This window comes from Microcystis sp. LE19-8.1F (genome assembly GCF_027531715.1).
Lineage (GTDB): Bacteria > Cyanobacteriota > Cyanobacteriia > Cyanobacteriales > Microcystaceae > Microcystis > Microcystis wesenbergii_A.
On record NZ_JAPZSO010000181.1, the window covers coordinates 1 to 19,098 of the forward strand.

Below are 19,098 nucleotides of genomic sequence, written 5' to 3' on the forward strand. Positions count from 1 at the left end.
TTTTTAAACAATTTTTATAGCAAGCTATCTATTTTTTTTTTTCTAACACAACCAACCCACGGCCCTAAATGTGTTTCTTGGGTTTGGGGAAAAATTTTTTTGTGGGGGATGTGGGGATGGGGGGATGGGGGGGGGGGGGAGTGGGGGGAGTGGGGAAGTGGGGGTGTGGGGAGAAAAAAGCTGACTCCTGACTCGGAGAATACTGACTCGGAGAATACTGTCTCGGAGAATACTGACCCCTGAATCCTAGAACTTAGGGAATCCTGTGAATTTTGAGGAAATTAGTGCCTTTAGTTTTCTGCATGGGAATTCCCGCCATAATCAGGATTTTATCGCCCGATTGCGCTAGATTTTTCTGAAGTAGAATTGATTCCGTTTGCTTTAACACATCCTCAAAGACGGACACCTGATGATCGAGAAGAATCGGGATCACACCCCAGACTAGGTTGAGACGGTGATAGACTCGTTTATTGGGAGTCATGGCAATGACGGGAACCGAGGGACGTTCCTTAGAAGCCAGTAGCGAAGTGTAGCCAGAGGTGGTAAAAGTGACAATATAACGGAGATCAAGGGTTTGATCGATCGCCACTAAAGCCTCACTGAGAGCGTGAGTTTCATCGGACTGATTGGGGGGAGCATTATCAAACTTCACATCCGCTTCCACATCATGGGCGATTTTGGCCAACATAGCCACAGCTTTGACGGGAAAATCTCCCACTGCTGATTCCCCCGATAACATCACCGCATCGGTTCCATCGATAATTGCATTAGCCACATCACTGGCCTCGGCCCGAGTCGGTCGGGGATTGTGAATCATGCTCTCTAACATCTGGGTGGCAGTGATGACGGGAATAGTTTTCATATTGCAGAGTCTGATGATGCGTTTTTGCAACATGGGGACTTTTTCGGGACTTAATTCTACCCCCAAATCGCCCCGGGCCACCATAATGCCGTCACATTCCTCGATAATTGACTCTAAATTTTCGATCGCTTGCGGTTTTTCAATTTTAGCTATCACTGGCACATCCGCGTGATTTCTCTCGGCTAAAAATGCCTTAATCGCTTTGATATCTTCTCCTTTACGAACAAAACTCAGGGAAACCCAATCAACCCCCTGAGCAAGACCAAATTCTAGGTCTTGTTTGTCTTTTTCGGTCATGGAAGGTAAGCGCAAATTGAGACGGGGTAGATTAACTCCCTTGCGACTCTTGAGAATTCCTCCCTCCAATACTTGACATTTTAGGTCTTTTCCGTTAATTTCAACGATTTTTAGCTCTAATAAGCCATCATCAAGGAGAATTTGCTCACCTAACTTGGCTTCCTCGGCCAGATAGGGATAATCGATCGAAACGGTGTTCGCTTCTCCCCGATACTCATCCATGGGGACAAGGGTGAGATAATCGCCGTCGTTGATGGAAATCGAACCATTGGGGAGATTGCCGACGCGAATTTTTGGCCCTTGTAAATCTTGCAGGAGGGTGATAGGATTGTCTAATTCTTGAGAAATTTGCCGTAAAAGGCTAACAACTCTCGCATGATCTTCGTAGCTACCGTGGGAGAAGTTTAGCCGCGCTACATTCATCCCCGCACCGATCATCTGCTTGAGGACTTCTGGCGAATTACTGGCAGGGCCGATCGTGGCTACGATCTTAGTTCTATGGGTAATAATTGACATGGAACCCTTACTAATCGATCTTGGGACGATTACATGATATTCACTTTAGGTTAACTAACGGTGAAGCGGAAAACAAATTAAGCTTTTCCACAGAGTTGCCATCGCTCTCGGTCCACTGCTTCACCGTCAGGAGTCAGCTATCAGCAGCAACGGTTGAGATCTTTAAGGTAGGATAAACTAATAACCATCTCCGCTCTTCGGCGTAGCTCAGAGACCACTCGTTTAGATTTCGTTATGACCAACACATTAGACGATAAAGCCATAGTCAAGGACTATTTTAACGCCACAGGATTCGATCGCTGGCGCCGGATTTATGGGGATGGCGAAGTTAACAAAGTACAAAAAGATATTCGCATCGGTCATCAACAGACGATCGATACCGTTATCGGTTGGTTAGAAAGTGATGACAATTTGCCCAATCTCTCAATCTGTGATGCCGGTTGTGGAGTCGGTAGTCTGAGTATTCCCCTCGCTAAAGCGGGCGCAACTATTTTCGCCAGTGATATTTCTGAGAAAATGGTGACAGAAGCCAAGGAAAGAGCGGCCAAAGAGTTAGCAGATACCAGTAAACTCACCTTTGCCGTTCAAGATTTAGAAGCATTAACCGGCCAATATCACACGGTCATCTGTCTTGATGTTCTCATTCACTATCCCACAGAAGAAGCCTTAGGCATGATTAAACACTTGGCATCCCTAGCTCAATCCCGTTTAATCCTCAGTTTTGCCCCTAAAACCTGTTTATTAACCATTCTCAAGAAAATTGGTCAATTTTTCCCCGGTCCGAGTAAAACCACTCGTGCCTATCAACACAAGGAAAAAACTATTGTCGCCGCTCTCAACGAAAATGGCTTTAAAATCGAACGGACGAGTATGACTAGCACTCGTTTCTATTTTTCCCGTATCCTCGAAGCTGTCCGCAGTGAATAAAGAATGGCAGTCACCACCAGCAAATTAATCGAGTGGAAACAGCAAAAACGCGCGATTGTCACCCTCACAGCTTGGGATTATCCGATCGCGCGACTGCTCGATCGGGCAGGAATTGATATTATCTTGGTAGGTGATTCCTTAGCTATGACCGCTTTGGGCTATCCTACCACTTTACCGATCACCCTAGAGGCGATGATTCACCACGCAGCGGCCGTGTCTCGTGGGGTAAAACAAGCTTTAGTTGTCTGTGATTTGCCTTTTCTCAGCTATCAGGAAAGTGTCAGTCAGGCAATTCACTCCGCCGGAAGGATGTTAAAGGAAGCGGGAGTACAAGGGGTAAAATTAGAGGGAGGTTATCCCGCTATGATCGGGACGATTAGCCGTTTAACCGAGATAGGCATCCCTGTTATGGGTCATATCGGATTAACTCCCCAGTCAGTGCATCGTTTAGGATACCGTCAGCAGGGAAAAACCCCATCGGATGCACAAAGATTAATCGAGGAAGCTTTAGCCTTGGAGAAAGCGGGAGTATTTGCCCTGGTTTTGGAACATATTCCCGCCAATTTAGCCGCTACTATTACCGATAAATTGACTATCCCGACGATTGGTATCGGTGCGGGGGAAGATTGTGATGGTCAGGTGTTGGTAACGGCGGATATCCTAGGATTAACCGAAAAAGCTCCCCCTTTTGCCAAAGTTTATGCTAATTTAAGCGAAGCAATTACAAAAGCAGTGGTGGAATTTGCCAAGGATGTGAGGGGAAATGAATAGCGGCGAAAAAGCTACCTTTGGGGCCGGCTGTTTTTGGAAAACCGAGGACGCATTTCGGCGTTTACCTGGTGTTTTAGCGACTTCTGTGGGTTATATGGGGGGAAATTTCCCCAATCCTAGTTATCTCGATGTGTTATCGCGAATTACCGGTCATGCGGAAGTGGCACAAATTGAATATAATCCCCAAGAAATAAGCTACGAGGCGTTATTAGCCGTTTTTTGGTCAATCCATGATCCGACTCAGTTAAATCGCCAAGGACCGGACCGAGGAGAACAATATCGATCGATTATTTTTTATCACACCCCGGAACAAAAGTTAATCGCCACTGCTTCCAAGCGTCAACTACAACTATCGGGAAAGTTTCAGCAAGATATCGTTACTTTGATCGAACCCGCAGGAGATTATTATCTGGCCGATCAGTCCCATCAACAGTATTTCGAGAAAAAACAGGCTCGATCGGTCGCGGATTTGCAGAAGAAAATATAAAGACAGGTTCGGGGTATAATGTAAAGTTGCTTTCGCAGGAGATCAGGAAAAATGCCCGAGGCGGTCGGAGTCATTCAAACGTTGGGTTTTCCCCCCGTTTTAGCGGCGGCGGATGCCATGGTTAAAGGGGGACGAGTCACCCTAGTTTATTTCGATCTAGCGGAAAGGGGCGAATTTTTGGTGGCGATTCGCGGTCCGATTTCCGAGGTTAAACCAGCAGTAGAGGCAGGATTAGCGGCGGCGATGACCGCTTTTGGTGGTAATGTGGTCAGTCATTACATCGTACCGAATCCTCCAGAAAATGTACTGGCGGTTTTACCAGTGCAGCATACGCCTAAGTCAGACCGTTTTCGCAGTTAATTTCCCTAGCGATTGGCCCCAAACTAGACTATAGTTAAAGACTGGAAAATAGATTGGATTCTATCAATTAAACTTATCTGATTTTTGTTATTAGGAGTTAATTTATGACAGCCCAACCCGCGGTGGGATCGATCGAGACAAAAGGTTTCCCCGGTATTCTAGCGGCCGCCGATGCGATGGTAAAAGCAGGACGGATCACGATTGTTGGCTATTTAAGGGCAGGAAGCGCCCGTTTTACCCTCAATATTCGTGGGGATGTACAGGAGGTAAAAACCGCTATGGCTGCCGGCATTGAAGCCGTCAATAAAACCGAGGGGGCAGCTTTAGAAACCTGGGTAATTATTCCCCGTCCTCACGATAACGTGGTGGCTATTTTACCGATCGATTATAGCGAGGCAGTGGAACCTTTTCGCGCCGCCGCCGACGGTGCGAACGCTCCGATTCGTCGTTAATATTCAAGGTTAATTTTTGGTGATCGGTTGAAACTTGTCTAGTTCCAACTTAGTTTTTATTGACGTTCGCCCCTGCCTAAAGGCGAGGGCATTCTTCATTCAACGAGTTTCCGTAAGAGGGCAGCATTTCTCCAACTAACCAAGAGGTAATCTCTCCTCAAGCGTGAGTTGGCCGCTATAATCAGTTACGATCTGAGTAAAACCCCACTAGCTAGGATTTGATAGCTGCGATCGCTCTCTTTTCAGTAAGGCACTAGCGAGAAAAATGCCCAGTATTGCCAATACAGCCATAGCATAAAAAGCGTAAGTGTAAGTACCGAACCAGTCGCGAATTCTACCGGTTACTAAAGTGCCGATCAAAGCACCGACACCGTAGGCAGTAAAAACAATACCGTAATTTTGGGCGTAGTGGTCAGGATTAAAGAAGTGGAGAGTGGTAGCGGGAGCTAGGGCTAACCATCCCCCTAAACAAAACCAAAATAGACAAAAAGCCACTAGATAGCTAGTAACTGCCCCTTTTTCGGCCTTGACCATCAACAGACAACCAATCAAAATGAGTGTATAGGCCCCGATCGCTAAATAATGGGGTTTCCAGCGATCGCTCAGCCAACCGAACAAAGGACGACTAATACCATTAAACAAGGCAAATAGCGCAACACTACTAGCGGCTAACCCCGGCTCGATCTGGATAATTTCCTCAGCGACAGGACTAGAAATACCGATGGCACTCAAGCCAATTAAAGCACCAATAGCATAGCAAAGCCATAAGCCATAAAATGAGCGACTTTTCAGCATATTCACTGGATAATTGGCCAGAAAGTCGGATTTTCGATTAGCTAAATTGGCGGGAGGTTGCCAGTCCTGGGGGGGTAATTTCATGGCGAGGGCAATCATCACAATAATTATTGTAAAGATAATCCCCAAAAATCTTAAACTTGGTCTAACGCTATATTCATTGATCAATCGATTGGCTAAAGGTGCGGTAATCAGGGGAGAAAGGCCAAATCCGATGATAGTTAAACCCACCGCTAAACCTTTTTTGTCGGGAAACCAGCGTGCCACCACTGCCATGGGAACACCGTAAGCGATGCCGACTCCCGTGCCGGCAATAACTCCGTAGGTAAGAATAATTGTCTGAATCTGAGCGGCAAAACTAGCGAGAATATAGCCTAAACCGACGATAATTCCGCCGATAGCAGTCATCCTGCGAGTGCCTACCCGGGGGATAAAAAAACCAGCGATCGGCATAGAAGCGGCATAAAATACTAAAGCCACAGTGTAGGGTAATAGGCTTTCCGTGGCGCTGAGATTTAACTCTGTTTCTAGGGGTTTTCTAAAGATACTCCAAGAGTACACCGTCCCTAAACAGAGTAAAACGCCCATTCCTAGAGGTATTAATAACCATCTACCTTTGGCTGCGGGTAATCCCAAAACTGTCAACTCGGAATCATAATTACTGGTAGTCATAGATCGCCGTGACTCTTTCTAGACTTGTCTGGCCAGTATTCTAGATGAGGTCATGGCTAATGGGGCCAATTTTCTGGAAAATTTTCCGATTAAAATAAGGGGCGAATTATTTCGCCCCCCTTTAAAAGTCTGCCCCCCATCTATAGCGGAGGGACTTCTGAGGATTTTTAACTAAACTGCCGCGAAGTAAACTTTCGACTTCACAGGGTCGGGAACCATGGTAGCATCCCCTTCTTGCCAACCGGCGGGACAAACTTCATCCGGATGGGATTGGACGTATTGAATCGCTTTCAGAGTGCGGAGGGTTTCATCGACACTGCGACCAAAGGAAAGATTATTAATAGTAGCGTGTTGGATAACACCTTCTTTATCGATGATAAAGAGACCGCGCAGGGATACCCCCGCATCAGGATCAAGAACATTGTAAGCGGTGCTGATTTCTTTTTTTAGATCCGACACCAACGGATAGGCCACATCACCGACACCGCCGGATTTTCTCTCGGTTTGAATCCATGCTAGGTGAGCAAATTCACTATCGACGGACACCCCTAAAATCTCGGTGTTGATGCTGGCAAATTCGCTAACTCGATCGCTGAAAGCGGTAATTTCCGTGGGGCAAACAAAGGTAAAATCGAGGGGATAGAAGAATAAAACGACGTATTTACCCCGATAATCCGATAATTTGATGGTTTTGAACTCTTGATCGAAAACGGCGGTCGCGGTGAAATCTGGCGCCGCTTGTCCGACTCTTAAGCAACCTTCGGCGGTCATACTTTTAATCTCCTTAATCTAGTTTCTGGGAAAATGCAACTATTTTTACATTCCTTAACAACTATATCATAGTCATAACGATTTTGAGTAGTCAGCAATCAGTTATCAGTGGCTAGTGGGGAGATAGGGAGACCACTTCGTGGGCGACGTTCGGCGATGCTCAGTCGAGCCGTTGCGGGGGGTGATGGGAGTTAGGTGTTAGAGAGGTTTGATCGGGCGAGAGAAAAAGAATTTAATAGACTCCGTAATGTTCACTTTTGCAGCCGAAATAATAATTTAAGGACAGCGAAAGAGATCGTCACCCGGGGAATTCAGCCCATTGTACAACTTAGTACAACTTTCTTGCCTCAACGCTCCGACCTGCTGCTGTCTGCTTTTACTTATAGTTGCAAAGGCTATGTCAATGTCATCAAGCACCGGTAAATATCTATCCTCATCCCAACGTCAGCAACTTCTCGAAATCTCAACAGAACCGAATATCTCTGATGTTGATCGCAAACGGATTCAAATCATTCTTTTCGCTGACGAGGGCAAATCCCAGAACGAGATCCGTAAGCTTCTCGATTGTACTGCCGCCACCGCTAGTAAATGGATACTGATCGCCGAGAGTGGCAAGATCGATCGCTGGCAAAAATACCGCCGCGGTCGCCCTTCAAAAGTTGATCAACCTTACCTCGATCGCCTGAGGGAACTGATTAGTAAATCCCCCCGGGATTTCGGCTATTCCTTTAAGCGATGGTCGGGAGTTTGGTTAGCGCGGCATCTAGAGAAGGAATTCGGGGTTGCACTCACCCCCACCCACATCAATCGCCTCCGCAAACAGCTACAGCCGCTCCGCATCGTCGATCTTTCTCCTTCAGCCAAAGCTTAAAACAACTATGCTCGATACTCACAGCCTCGTCAATCCCTGGCCGGAATTCCTGTCCGAAACCCAGTGGCGGAGTCTCCAGAAAACGGCGATCGCCCTCTCTCCCGAAGCAGGTACACTGCCCGTACAGTCGGGGTTATACCTAGTCGTTGGCGGCAAAGTTCGGATAGCGAACTCGCAGCAAAAAGAGATGATTGCGCTCAAAACCGGCGAATTTTTCGGGGAATTCTCCCTCTTTCCCCGATCGGGTTTTCTTCCCTACTCGGTTCGAGTCTCGGCGAAGGCGGAACTACTTCTTATCCCCGAGTCCGCCCTGAGGCCGATCCTGAAAAAACACCCCGCCCTGAAAAAAACCTTACTACAACGGGCGCGGGAAATTGAGCAACTTCTTGGGACGAAGACAGAAGAAACGGACAAAAAAAGCGATCGAGCCTATTTCCCCTCTCCGGCGCAGCGGTTAGGTCACTGGATCGGGCAATCCCTCCGCCGTTATCCCTTCTTCGAGCAACAGTCCGCCTCCGATTGCGGGGCGGCCGGTTTAGTCATGATCGCCCGTTATCACGGCAAAAGAATCAGCGTCAACCGTTTACGAGAAATGGCCAACGTCAACCGCGACGGAGCATCCCTGAAGGGACTGATCACCGCGGCGGAAAATATCGGCCTCTCCACCCGTCCGGTAAAAGCGACTCTAGAGGGATTAGGGAAACAGCCCCTACCTGCGATCGCTCACTGGGAAGGCAAACACTTCGTTGTGATCTGGAAAATTACCCCCAAACAGGTGATTATTGGCGATCCGGCGATCGGGCAATTAACCCTAAGTCGTGCCGAATTCACCAGTAAATGGACGGGATTCACCCTGCTGCTCCAACCGAACCAGAAATTTCGGGACACGAAAGAGGATAAAACCTCTCTCTGGCAGTTTTATCGCTTACTGGAACCCCATTGGTTCGTACTGCTGGAAATTTTCGTCGCCTCGCTTTTTATCCAGATATTCGGCTTAATTACGCCGATTTTCACCCAGTTAATCCTCGATCGAGTAATCGTCCAGGGGTCGTTAACCACCCTTTGGGCGATGGGGATCGGTGCGCTAATTTTCGGGGTTTTTCGGGTGGCAATTACCGGTTTACGCGCCTATCTCCTCGATCACACCGCTAATCGCATCGATACGGCATTAATCACCGGTTTTATCCGCCATACCCTCAGCCTTCCCCTCGGTTATTTCGAGTCCCGCTATGTGGGCGATATTATTTCCCGCGTCGGGGAAAATCGCAAGATTCAGCGTTTTCTCTCTGGGGAAGCTCTCTCGATTTTACTTGACTTATTAACGGTTTTCGTGTATGTGGCGGTGATGTTCCGCTATAGCTGGCAATTAGCCCTCATCAGTTTAGCGATCGTGCCACCGTTCTTTCTGCTGGCGTTAATTTCTACCCCTTTTCTCCAGCGAATATCCCGGGATATCTTTCAGGCGATCGCTAAAGAAAGCAGTTACCTGATCGAGATTTTAACCGGTATTCGTACCGTCAAATCTACCGCCACAGAGCGCTCGACCCGTTGGCACTGGGAAGACCTTTTCTCGGTGGAGGTCAAGAAAAATTTCTCCGGGCAGATCATCGGCAATAATCTCCAGATATTCAGTAATCTGATCGAATCTTTAGCGACGACGGGGTTACTCTGTTTCGGTGCCTATCTAGTGATTCAAAATCAATTATCGATCGGACAACTGATCGCCTTTAATATGCTTTTTGCCCAGATCATCGCGCCTTTTCAACGCTTAACCGTTCTCTGGACGCAATTTCAAGAAGTCAATATCGCCGTCGAGCGCATTAACGATGTACTAGACGCAAAGCCGGAGGAGAATTTAGAGGAACTTTCCCGTCAGTTTCTCCCGGAATTACAGGGACATATTCGCTTTGAGAATGTCACCTTTCGCTACCACACCGACAGCGATCGCAATGTTTTAGAAAACCTCAGTTTTGAAATTTTACCCGGTCAAACCGTTGCCCTCGTCGGTCGGAGCGGTTCGGGAAAAACCACGATCTCGAAATTACTGATCGGCCTCTATCCCCCCACCGACGGGAAAATCTCGATCGACGGTTACGATCTGAGTACGATCGCCCTCAGTTCCCTCCGGCAACAGGTGGGAGTCGTCGATCAGGATACTTTTCTCTTCGGTTCCACGATTCGGGAAAATATCAGTTTAGGTCATCCCGATCACCCCCTAGAAAATGTGATCGAAGCGGCGAAATTAGCGGGAATTCATGAGTTTATTCAATCACTGCCCATGGGGTACGAAACTCAAATCGGCGAGGGTGGAGGGCTACTTTCCGGGGGACAGAGACAACGAATCGCCATCGCTCGATCGTTGATGGGAGAGCCGCGGTTATTAATCCTCGATGAAGCCACTTCCCACCTCGATACCGAATCGGAACGGATTATTCAAACAAATCTCCAGAAAATTCGGCAGAATCGCACGATGGTGATTATCGCCCATCGCCTCTCTACGGTGCGGAACGCAGATTGTATTCTCGTTCTCGATCGAGGGGTATTACTCGATAGTGGAACCCACGAAGAATTAATGGCCCGTCCCGGTATTTACCGTAATTTGAACTCTAATCAATTGAGTGAATAACTATGACCACCAATCTAGACAGAGAGCGCGATAACTGGTCTTTCCAGACCAAGGAATTGATCGATACTTTACCCCTACCCTGGACGCGTGGTTTACTCTATTTTCTGATTATTTTCGTCTCGATCATTCTCCCCTGGGCGATATTCTCAAAAGTCGATGAAACGGGTGTCGGACCAGGAAAACTGGAACCCCAAGGAGAAACAGTCAAAATCGATGCTATCGCGACGGGAAAAGTGGAAAAAATCTATGTCCGTGAAGGCCAAGAGGTGAAAGCAGGACAACCGATTTTAACCCTAGATTCCTCATTAATCGGCAAGGAAATACAACAAATTGAGGAGAAAATAGAAGGACAAAAAAGTCGTCTTTCCCAACAGAAACTTGTCAAAAGTCAGTTAGAGATTTCTTTAACCACCCAAAGCCAACAAAATCGCGCGGCAGCAGCGGAAAAAGAAGCCTCGATCGAGCAAGCGCGGGAGAATGTGGACGCATTAATCAAGAAGGCCAAAATATCCCTAGAAGAACAACAAGCGCGGGTAAATCAAGCGAAAACCGCCCTCGCACAAAGTCAGACCGATTATCCGATTCTCAAAAGTCGTTATCAAACGGCTTTAAAAGAAGTCGATCGCTACCGAAAAGCGTGGGAGGATGGCGCGATATCGGAGGTGCAATTCATCGAGCGTGAGGACAATGCCAAGGAGCGCCAACAACTCTACGAGCGGGGAAAAGCGGAGGTAAAAGAAAATCAACATAAACTAGCGGAATTAAAAAGTGCCTACCGTCAGACGAGTCAACAAACGAGCGCCGATATCGCCCAAGCGCGTCTGCAATTACAGGAGCGGCAGCGGGGTTATCAAAGTCTCCGCCATTCCAACGAGTTGGCACTCTTAAGGATACAGGAGCAGATTAACAATCTAGACACGGAGATCGCAACACTGGCATCGGAAATCGCCCAAAGCGAGAGCCAACGGCAAGCGCTCCAAATCCAACTAAGTCAGAGGGTTTTAAAGGCGAATACCGACGGCACAATCTTTTCATTACCGATTAAACGCGCGGGTGCGGTGGTGCAGTCGGGAACGCGGGTTGCGGAGATAGCACCGAAGGGATCGCGGTTTATTCTCAAGGCAGAAATGCCCACGGATCAAAGTCAATTTCTCCGCGCCGGTATGCCGATAAAAGTCAAGTTCGATGCCTATCCTTTTCAGGATTACGGCATTATCGGCGGCAAGATCACCAAGAAATCACCGACGGCGATCGAAAAGGAAACGCCCAACGGAAAAATTAACGTTTTCGAGCTAGAAATTCAACTCGATCGCTCCTGTATTCAAAAGGGAAATCAATGTATTCCCCTCAATCCGGGGGATACGGCTACCGCAGAAGCGATCGTCCGTCAGCGTCGGGTGATCGATTACATCCTCGATCCCTTTAAGGATCTGCAAAAAGATGGGTTAAAACTGTAGTTTTTTTCAGGAGTCATTATGTCCCATAGTATCACCATCAGCAATCAAGACCTTATCCAACAGCTTAAGCTATCGGGGAAAGTTCCCGAAATAGTCGAGGGAATTATCGGTCGGAAAATCATCACCGAAACCGCCACGGCAGCGGGGATTAAAAACACGACTGACGAGTTACAACAGGCGGCCGATCAATTCCGTCTCGCCAATGAATTACATAACGCCAAAGATACATGGAATTGGTTGCAAAAACAGGGCTTATCCCTAGATGATTTCGAGGAGATCGTTCAATTCAATTTACTATCGGGTAAATTAGCCGAACATCTTTTCGCAGACAAAATTGAATCCTATTTTGTGGAACACCAGCTAGATTATACTGGCGCGGTGATCTATGAGGTAGTGTTAGCAGATCAGGCGATGGCGGAGGAGTTGTATGAATCGATTCAGGAGGAGGAAATCAGCTTTCAGGAAGTAGCGCATCGCTATATCGAGGATGTGGAATTACGACGCAAGGGGGGTTATCGCGGTACTGTTTACCGTAAGGATTTACGACCGAATCTTTCGTCCGCAATTTTCGCATCGGATTCTTCTCGATTGTTGAAACCGCTGCAAGGCGATCGGGGTTTTCACCTGATTTTTGTCGAGGAAATCCTTAAACCAAAATTAACCGAGGAGTTGGCTCTGAAAATCGGTGTTGATTTGTTTAACGGCTGGGTAAAGGAGAAGATTCAAGAGATAGAATACGAGTTTAGTAATTAATCGTGAACGGGGTGGGCATTGCTCACCCCGCAAACATAGTAAGGGAAGATAAGAGTTATGGAATGTGTGATCTGTAAACACGGTACGACTCGATCGGGTTTTGTTACCGTTACTTTAGAGAGAGATAATTGTATCGTGATTTTAAAACAAGTCCCTGCGGATATCTGTCAGAATTGCGGGGAGTATTATCTAAGCGAGTCGGTCACTGCGGAAGTTTTACAGAAGGCTGATCGCCTATTTTGTAGGTTGGGTTGAAGCATGAAACCCAACATCATCCCCCTATTATTCTTCATGTTTTGTGTTGGGTTGCACTTCGTTTAACCCAACCTACGGATTATTTTACTATAAGATTAATACAATATGGATTAATAAAATACCAATAATCCGATTATTCTTGAGTGAGCTTATTCAGCATAAAAACCAACAAAGTGATTTTTAATACATACACTTTTAAAAATTACTGAATTTATTCATTAACAGAATTCCCAGTTAATTTAAAAAATAAATAACTCAATTAAGTTAGCTTGGTTGGTTCTCTTTGCTTCCAACAAGACAGGTTCAGAGTTTTTTGTACATAAATTACTTATTTTTGTTTCTTTAAATAGCTTGGAAGCCCGTTGTTTAATCGGTTTTGATGTAAGGATTCAGGCCATACAAAAAGCAGTCAAACTCATGCTGTGTAAGCATTTAGGCGAATTATGTCCAAATCCTCATTCTCATTCAGAAACCCTGAAAGCCTTAATTTTCGTGCTTATTGAGAATGAAACTGTTAGTTTAGCGAGTTCTGAGATTTTAGAAGCCGCTCTGTGACTGCATTTGAGGCACCTGAATCCTTACGTTTTGATGATGTTTTTGTAAAAAATAGTCTTTCAAAAAGAACATAAATAACTAAATTATGTTCTTTTTGTTCGATTTTGATAGTTGATCTGGTGTTGAAAAATTGTTATGGTTTTCTTGAATCAATAATTTGATTCATTCATTTAGCGAAAATTTGGAGAATACATCTCATGGCTAACATCAAAATCAACGAGATCAAAAACACGGTGACTGACGAAATTATCGAGCTTCGCACCGATGCCGTTAACGACAGTCCAGAAAGCATCACCGCTTTTAAAACTTTACGTCAAGTGGTAGGCGGTTGTTGTTGTTGGTGTATCGTAATCATAGTCGTATGATTAAGTAAGTGTAACTGATTGATAAAATACAGAGATAAATCAGTATTTTATCTCTGTATTTCTCCTAGTTTCCACGGTAGTTCAGCCAAACAAGATACTCCGTTGACTATCGTGGAAATACCAACCAGATAAAGATCGCATTTCTTGAGAATATGTATGCTATTTTTAAACGATTTTCCGATCACTTGGAGCCATCGTCCTTATTTCGATCTTAGTCCCTATCAATCTGGTGCTTGGCATATTCAGGGAATTGACTATAGTTATCGAAATCTTGTCTCCGAAGTACGAGGTGTCGATACGTCATCTGTTACCCCGGTTGCTCTCCTTCACCCCGCTTCTTTTCGAGAGCAATTGATTCGAGAGACCGGTCTTTTTCAATACCCAATTAACGATCCTCTCACCCTCCCCGATGAGTTGAGAACCGAACGTTGGAGAGTTCTTTGCGAGCATTTAGAGCATTATCGTGAGCTTTCACCCGCTACTCAACTGAAAACGGTCGATCTATTATCGAGTTTATGCTTTCATGAAGCGATTACTCGCTATATTCCCGCAATTACCGATGAAAACATTGGGAGAGACCCCACGTTCGCTAGATTAGCTTACAGCCAGGCGATGTCTAAAATCCTTTGTCAAGAAGATATTGGTACATCAGAAAATCTCGAAGATTTTCAACGAATCGTTCAATACGCTTCTAAAGAAAGCCTGGAGGTTTTCGGGGCGGCCGTAGAATTAATCGTTTTGCAGGCTACTGTATTTCGAGATATAGCCGCGGTCGCCCATTGGCGAGAAGTAGCCAAGGAGGCACTCCATCACGTCGAACCTTCCCTCGATCGTTTCGATTTTAAACATTTAACCAGTGCTTTCCAGCGTGCGGCTGTTTTCGCTCCACTTCTGCGGGGTGAGCGGCAAACAGTTATCCGTGAAATGGATATCTGTCAATCCCTAGCGGAAGAACTAACCCGCGAGTGTAAAAACGAGAGCGAACGACTTTCCGCCTACGACAATCTAATAACGGTTTTCGAGAGCCGAACAAAAGAAGCTCTCTGGTTAGGCGATATCGATCTCGCCGAAGAGAGAGCGAAGAAAATGGTGGCGATGGAACCTCTTTACTCTCGTTATCGCCTGCAACTGGGGGAAATTTTACTGAAACAAAATAAATTTGAAGAAGCGGCGAAAATCTATCGTTCTGCCACTAGACTCGGCCCACCTGGAATGGCGATCGCTTGGTTTATGGCTGGCCAATGTCACGAACGATTAGGAGAGATAGACATCGCCTGTGATTGCTATCTAGCTTCCCTACAGATGGATGAATTGGGGATCTCCGCCGTGGAGAAAATTAACAAATTGGCCCCCCGGCTAGGTAACTCGATGCTGACCGATTGGAGTACCATGCGTCTAGAACAATTACTCGAACAACAGGGAGGTATGGTCTCTAAAACGAAAACTTCCTATATTCCTGAAGCCGCTTCTGCACTGAAATTAGCGGGTGAACGCGAACCCTCTCAAATTTAACTCAAGGTGATCGAGGAATTCGGGAAAGATTCTACCTCGATCGCCCCGCAGCCGGAATTCCCTTAGAAGAATTTCTAACCCCTCACTGAATCGCCTGTTTTAAACTACGGCAGAATTCTTCGAGGGATTTTAAACCATCGCCGGCGGAATTATCGGCCAGACGTTTAACCATGGCACTGCCGACAATTACTGCGTCAGCCCCCCAGTTTTTCACCTGTAGTGCCTGTGTCGGGTCAGAAATGCCAAATCCTACCCCCACGGGTTTATCGGTGACAGAACGGATAGAATCGAGCAATTCCTCCACTCTGGTGGCCACTTGGTTCCGCATTCCCGTCACTCCCGTGACACTAACCAGATAAATAAAACCTTGGGATTGCATGGCGATCGCTTGTATTCGTTCCGGGGGACTGGTAGGCGCTACCAATAAAATCACCTCAATTCCCTTAGCGGCAGCCGGTTGCAGCAGACTTGCCGCTTCCTCTAGGGGTAAATCGGGAACCACCAAACCACTCACCCCGGCTGCTTTAATTTGGTCTAAAAAGACATCTATCCCGCGATGATAGATGGGATTATAGTAAGTAAAGAGAATAATGGGAGCTTTCACCTCTCCCTGAGCATTTTTGACGATTTCTAGCACATCTTCCAACTTGACACCCCGATTTAAAGCGCGGGTGGCCGCCGCTTGAATAACCGGACCATCCGCAAGAGGATCGGAATAGGGAACCCCCAACTCGATCAGATCGGCCCCTGCCCGGTCTAAAATGCGTAAAGCTTGGGCAGTAGTGGACAAATCGGGATCACCAGCAGTAATAAAGGGAATTAAGGCACAATTCCCCTGGGAACGGAGAGAACGAAAACACTCGGAAACAGCAGTCATCGAAAATTACTGGAGACATAAAGCACCGTCTATTATCTCATGGTGGGGAATAGCTCGTAGCCGGTCGCCGCAAGCTCAGGTAAAGAATTTTTCGAGTAATACTTAAGGAATATTGACAAAATGGCGATCGAGGTTAGAATAGGCTCAGTCTGACAGTTTTAAAAAAATTTCTTGGATAATAAGGGTTTTCATTCCGCTTTTTCCAGTACACAATAGAACTACTGCCCGATCGGGTTTCGTATAATCAAACACCATATTATATCTATGTTTTCCATTTACATTCTCACTCATAACGAAGAAATTGATATTGCCGCCTGTGTGGAATCGGCACTTCTATCCGATGATGTGATTGTGGTTGACTCCTACAGTAGCGATCGCACAGTAGAGATTGCTTCTCGTTATCCAGTGCGCGTGATTCAGCATCAATTCGAGAGTCATGGTAAACAAAGAACTTGGATGTTAGAAAATATCGAGACTAAATACGATTGGGTTTATATTCTCGAAGCAGATGAAAGGATGACACCCCAACTCTACGCAGAATGTCTCCGTGCCACGCAACAACAGGAATTTACTGGTTTTTATGTGGCCGAAAGAGTTATGTTTATGGGAACTTGGATCCGTCGCAGCACCCAGTATCCCCGTTATCAAATGCGTCTATTTAGAAAAGATCAAGTCTGGTTTAGCGATTATGGTCACACGGAAAGGGAAGAATGTCGGGGAAAAACCTCTTTTTTGCAAGAAACCTATCCCCACTATACCTGTAGTAAAGGTTTAAGTCGTTGGATTGAAAAACATAATCGTTACTCTACCGATGAAGCGGCAGAAACCCTGCATCAGTTGGCTAACGGTGGTGTTAGTTGGAAAAATTTATTTTTTGGTGAAACCGAAGTAGATAGACGGAGAGCTTTAAAAGATTTATCTCTACGATTGCCTTTTCGTCCCCTGCTTCGTTGGTTTTATATGTATTTTATCTTGGCAGGAATTCTCGATGGTAAAGCTGGTTTTGCTTGGTGTACTCTGCAAGCTTTTTATGAGTATTTGATCCTCTTAAAAGTAGCGGAAATGAAACAGGGTTTACCCACTCCCCCCGAAGTGAGAAATCCTTTTCATCCCCCGCAAAATGGTGACAATAGTAATTCCCATAGGCCCGATTTCGTCTCCCTAAAAGGAAAAGCCGATTAACATTCAACCATTATTAATCAGTCAGCAATCACCTAACAACAACCTAGAGACAAAAAACAATCCCGATCTATGTATTGGTAATTTTAGTACAAATGCTGATACTCTCTCTCCCCTCTCCCTTCTCCCCACTTCATAATTCATCTCAAGCTGTACTGTATTTAAACTTCGTATTAGCATTTTAGTACAAATGCTCAAACTCCCTCTCCCATCTCCCCACTTCCCTGATTAATAACGGATGCGAGGATCAATGTAAGCATTGATTAAATCGATAAAAATACTGGCAAAAACCACTATTGTCGCAAAAAAAGCCATTAATCCCTGCACTGTTGGGTAATCCCGCAGAGAAATCGCCCTATATAACTGATTTCCCAAACCTGGCCAGGAAAAAGTAACTTCCGTCAAGACTGCACCACCTAAAAGAGCCGCAAAAGTTAATCCTAAGACAGTAATTACGGGTATTAGAGCATTTTTCAGCGCATGGGCGATCATAATCGTTTTTTCTGGTATTCCTCTCGCTTTTGCCGCATCTACATAGTCCGCTTGCAAAGTTTGTTTCAGATTAACTCGCACCATCCGTTCAAAAATTCCACTCAAGAGAATGCCGAGAGTAAAACTAGGTAAGGCTAGATAATACAAAGCTGTGGGCAACTTATCTAGTTGTAGAGTCATCAGACTATCAAGGGTGTATAAACCCGTAATTGTCTGGGGTGGAGTTTCACTCAAAGGAAAACGAGTCCCCAAGGGAAACCAGCGCAACTGTACCGCAAAAATTAGCTGTAAGAGCATTCCCACCCAAAAAATCGGCAAGGAATAGGTTATCAGTCCAAATAAACGTCCCCCCGCATCTAAGGGTGTATTCGGACGGGAAGCGGTAATAATTCCCAATCCGACTCCCACTATCACCGCAATTAGCATTCCATAAAAAGTTAGTTCCACCGTCGCTGGAAAATGTTTAGCGATAATCTCCCACACAGTCACCCCTTTACTGGTTAAAGAGTCTCCTAAATTGAGACGCATTAGGTGAAAAATATAGTCTAGGTACTGGAAAAATAGGGGTTTATTCAGTCCTAATTGTTCTCTTAGGGCATTTTTGGCACTTTCAGGGGCGCGGTTGCCTAAAATCGCATCCGTGGGATCACCGGGGGCAACACGCATCAGTAGAAAAACCACCGTCACGATCGTCCATAACATCAAGGGAGCTAGGAGTAAACGCACCAGTAAATAGGATTGTAAAGCAGCGCGGCGAGACATGAGGGCTTTCCGATCAGAAAATACATTCTCAAGGAACCATACCCCAAAAAGGACCGAGCGATCGAGAGGTACTGAATAAAAAATTAAATTGAGAAAAACATTTAGTACAAATAAACTAATATATCCGCACCGCCAGTTCTAATCAAGGGACTAGCAAAAAAGACCAAAAGCCGAAAGGCTTACGTAGCAAGGGATAGAAAAAAGATCAAAAAATTTTGCCAAAAGGGGTTGACAAACCTAGGGAAGTTAGATACATTGGTAAATGCGCGGTTGAAGCAAAGCGAAAGCGAAGCGAAACAAACGACGCTGGAACCTAGACAAAACAATAGTTTGAAAGCCAAGCAAAACAGCCTCGTTTAGAAGCAATTCTATAACAAAGAAGTCAAACCCGCAAGGGGGAGACGAAAAAAAGTCAAAGAATCAAACGATTCATCATGGAGAGTTTGATCCTGGCTCAGGATGAACGCTGGCGGCGTGCCTAACA

General features: G+C 45.8%; 19 protein-coding genes. 14 read left to right on the top strand and 5 right to left on the bottom strand.

Translation table 11 applies throughout. From position 1 onward, the window contains the following. Nucleotides 1–253: 253 nt before the first annotated feature. Nucleotides 254–1,675: a pyruvate kinase gene (gene pyk, locus O9334_RS17235; protein WP_288001417.1), complete on the bottom strand. Its 1,422-nt coding sequence runs from the start codon at nt 1,673–1,675 to the stop codon at nt 254–256. 234 nt (nt 1,676–1,909) lie between these two features. Between pyk and bchM the strand changes: the two genes are divergently transcribed. From bchM to O9334_RS17260, 5 genes are all read left to right on the top strand, one after another. Continuing rightward, the gene (gene bchM, locus O9334_RS17240) at nt 1,910–2,602 is read left to right on the top strand and encodes a magnesium protoporphyrin IX methyltransferase (protein WP_045358572.1); all 693 of its coding nucleotides are present in this window, start codon (nt 1,910–1,912) and stop codon (nt 2,600–2,602) included. A 3-nt stretch (nt 2,603–2,605) separates the two neighbouring features. Further along, on the top strand, nt 2,606–3,373 hold the full coding sequence (gene panB, locus O9334_RS17245) for a 3-methyl-2-oxobutanoate hydroxymethyltransferase (RefSeq protein WP_288001420.1): 768 nt from the start codon (nt 2,606–2,608) through the stop codon (nt 3,371–3,373). Continuing rightward, nucleotides 3,366–3,860, top strand: a complete 495-nt coding sequence (gene msrA, locus O9334_RS17250; protein ID WP_288001423.1) for a peptide-methionine (S)-S-oxide reductase MsrA — start codon at nt 3,366–3,368, stop codon at nt 3,858–3,860. Before panB ends, msrA begins: the two co-directional genes overlap by 8 nt. A gap of 51 nt (nt 3,861–3,911) precedes the next feature. Further along, the gene (locus O9334_RS17255) at nt 3,912–4,220 is read left to right on the top strand and encodes a carbon dioxide-concentrating mechanism protein CcmK (protein WP_002732196.1); all 309 of its coding nucleotides are present in this window, start codon (nt 3,912–3,914) and stop codon (nt 4,218–4,220) included. Between the two features lie 104 nt (nt 4,221–4,324). Then, nucleotides 4,325–4,672 (top strand): carbon dioxide-concentrating mechanism protein CcmK, encoded by a 348-nt coding sequence (locus tag O9334_RS17260; RefSeq protein ID WP_045358575.1) that lies wholly within the window; start codon nt 4,325–4,327, stop codon nt 4,670–4,672. A 207-nt stretch (nt 4,673–4,879) separates the two neighbouring features. On the opposite strand, the gene O9334_RS17265 is transcribed toward O9334_RS17260, so the two are convergent. Both O9334_RS17265 and O9334_RS17270 read right to left on the bottom strand, forming a co-directional pair. Next, entirely contained in the window at nt 4,880–6,139 is a 1,260-nt protein-coding gene (locus tag O9334_RS17265; RefSeq protein ID WP_288001425.1) for an L-lactate MFS transporter, read from the bottom strand. A 171-nt stretch (nt 6,140–6,310) separates the two neighbouring features. Further along, complete coding sequence (locus tag O9334_RS17270; RefSeq protein ID WP_002735961.1) at nt 6,311–6,910, bottom strand: peroxiredoxin; 600 nt, start codon at nt 6,908–6,910, stop codon at nt 6,311–6,313. Nucleotides 6,911–7,313: 403 nt separating this feature from the next. On the opposite strand from O9334_RS17270, the gene O9334_RS17275 reads away from it, so the two are divergent. The 8 genes from O9334_RS17275 (at nt 7,314) to O9334_RS17310 (ending at nt 15,304) form a co-directional block, all read left to right on the top strand. After that, entirely contained in the window at nt 7,314–7,781 is a 468-nt protein-coding gene (locus tag O9334_RS17275; protein ID WP_002757467.1) for a helix-turn-helix domain-containing protein, read from the top strand. Between the two features lie 7 nt (nt 7,782–7,788). Further along, entirely contained in the window at nt 7,789–10,407 is a 2,619-nt protein-coding gene (locus tag O9334_RS17280; protein ID WP_072024803.1) for an ABC transporter transmembrane domain-containing protein, read from the top strand. 2 nt (nt 10,408–10,409) lie between these two features. Next, the gene (locus tag O9334_RS17285) at nt 10,410–11,864 is read left to right on the top strand and encodes a beta-barrel domain-containing protein (RefSeq protein ID WP_190381168.1); all 1,455 of its coding nucleotides are present in this window, start codon (nt 10,410–10,412) and stop codon (nt 11,862–11,864) included. Nucleotides 11,865–11,882: 18 nt separating this feature from the next. Next, nucleotides 11,883–12,617, top strand: coding sequence for a peptidylprolyl isomerase (locus tag O9334_RS17290; RefSeq protein ID WP_288001428.1), 735 nt, complete (start codon nt 11,883–11,885; stop codon nt 12,615–12,617). Nucleotides 12,618–12,674: 57 nt separating this feature from the next. Beyond that, nucleotides 12,675–12,872, top strand: a complete 198-nt coding sequence (locus tag O9334_RS17295) for a type II toxin-antitoxin system MqsA family antitoxin (protein WP_069475497.1) — start codon at nt 12,675–12,677, stop codon at nt 12,870–12,872. A gap of 273 nt (nt 12,873–13,145) precedes the next feature. Continuing rightward, entirely contained in the window at nt 13,146–13,427 is a 282-nt protein-coding gene (locus tag O9334_RS17300; protein WP_190381887.1) for a hypothetical protein, read from the top strand. Between the two features lie 197 nt (nt 13,428–13,624). After that, entirely contained in the window at nt 13,625–13,792 is a 168-nt protein-coding gene (locus O9334_RS17305) for a hypothetical protein (protein WP_288001431.1), read from the top strand. Nucleotides 13,793–13,948: 156 nt separating this feature from the next. Beyond that, nucleotides 13,949–15,304: a tetratricopeptide repeat protein gene (locus O9334_RS17310; protein ID WP_288001433.1), complete on the top strand. Its 1,356-nt coding sequence runs from the start codon at nt 13,949–13,951 to the stop codon at nt 15,302–15,304. 82 nt (nt 15,305–15,386) lie between these two features. Here O9334_RS17310 and trpA read toward each other — a convergent pair whose 3' ends face one another. Beyond that, nucleotides 15,387–16,181: a tryptophan synthase subunit alpha gene (gene trpA, locus O9334_RS17315; RefSeq protein ID WP_288001436.1), complete on the bottom strand. Its 795-nt coding sequence runs from the start codon at nt 16,179–16,181 to the stop codon at nt 15,387–15,389. A 264-nt stretch (nt 16,182–16,445) separates the two neighbouring features. Here trpA and O9334_RS17320 point away from each other — a divergent pair, with 264 nt between their 5' ends. Beyond that, nucleotides 16,446–17,363 (top strand): glycosyltransferase family 2 protein, encoded by a 918-nt coding sequence (locus O9334_RS17320; RefSeq protein WP_288001438.1) that lies wholly within the window; start codon nt 16,446–16,448, stop codon nt 17,361–17,363. A gap of 225 nt (nt 17,364–17,588) precedes the next feature. Here O9334_RS17320 and O9334_RS17325 read toward each other — a convergent pair whose 3' ends face one another. Then, nucleotides 17,589–18,614 carry an ABC transporter permease gene (locus O9334_RS17325; RefSeq protein ID WP_052277654.1) on the bottom strand — a complete coding sequence of 342 codons (1,026 nt, stop codon included), beginning with the start codon at nt 18,612–18,614 and terminating at the stop codon, nt 17,589–17,591. Nucleotides 18,615–19,098: the final 484 nt, after the last annotated feature.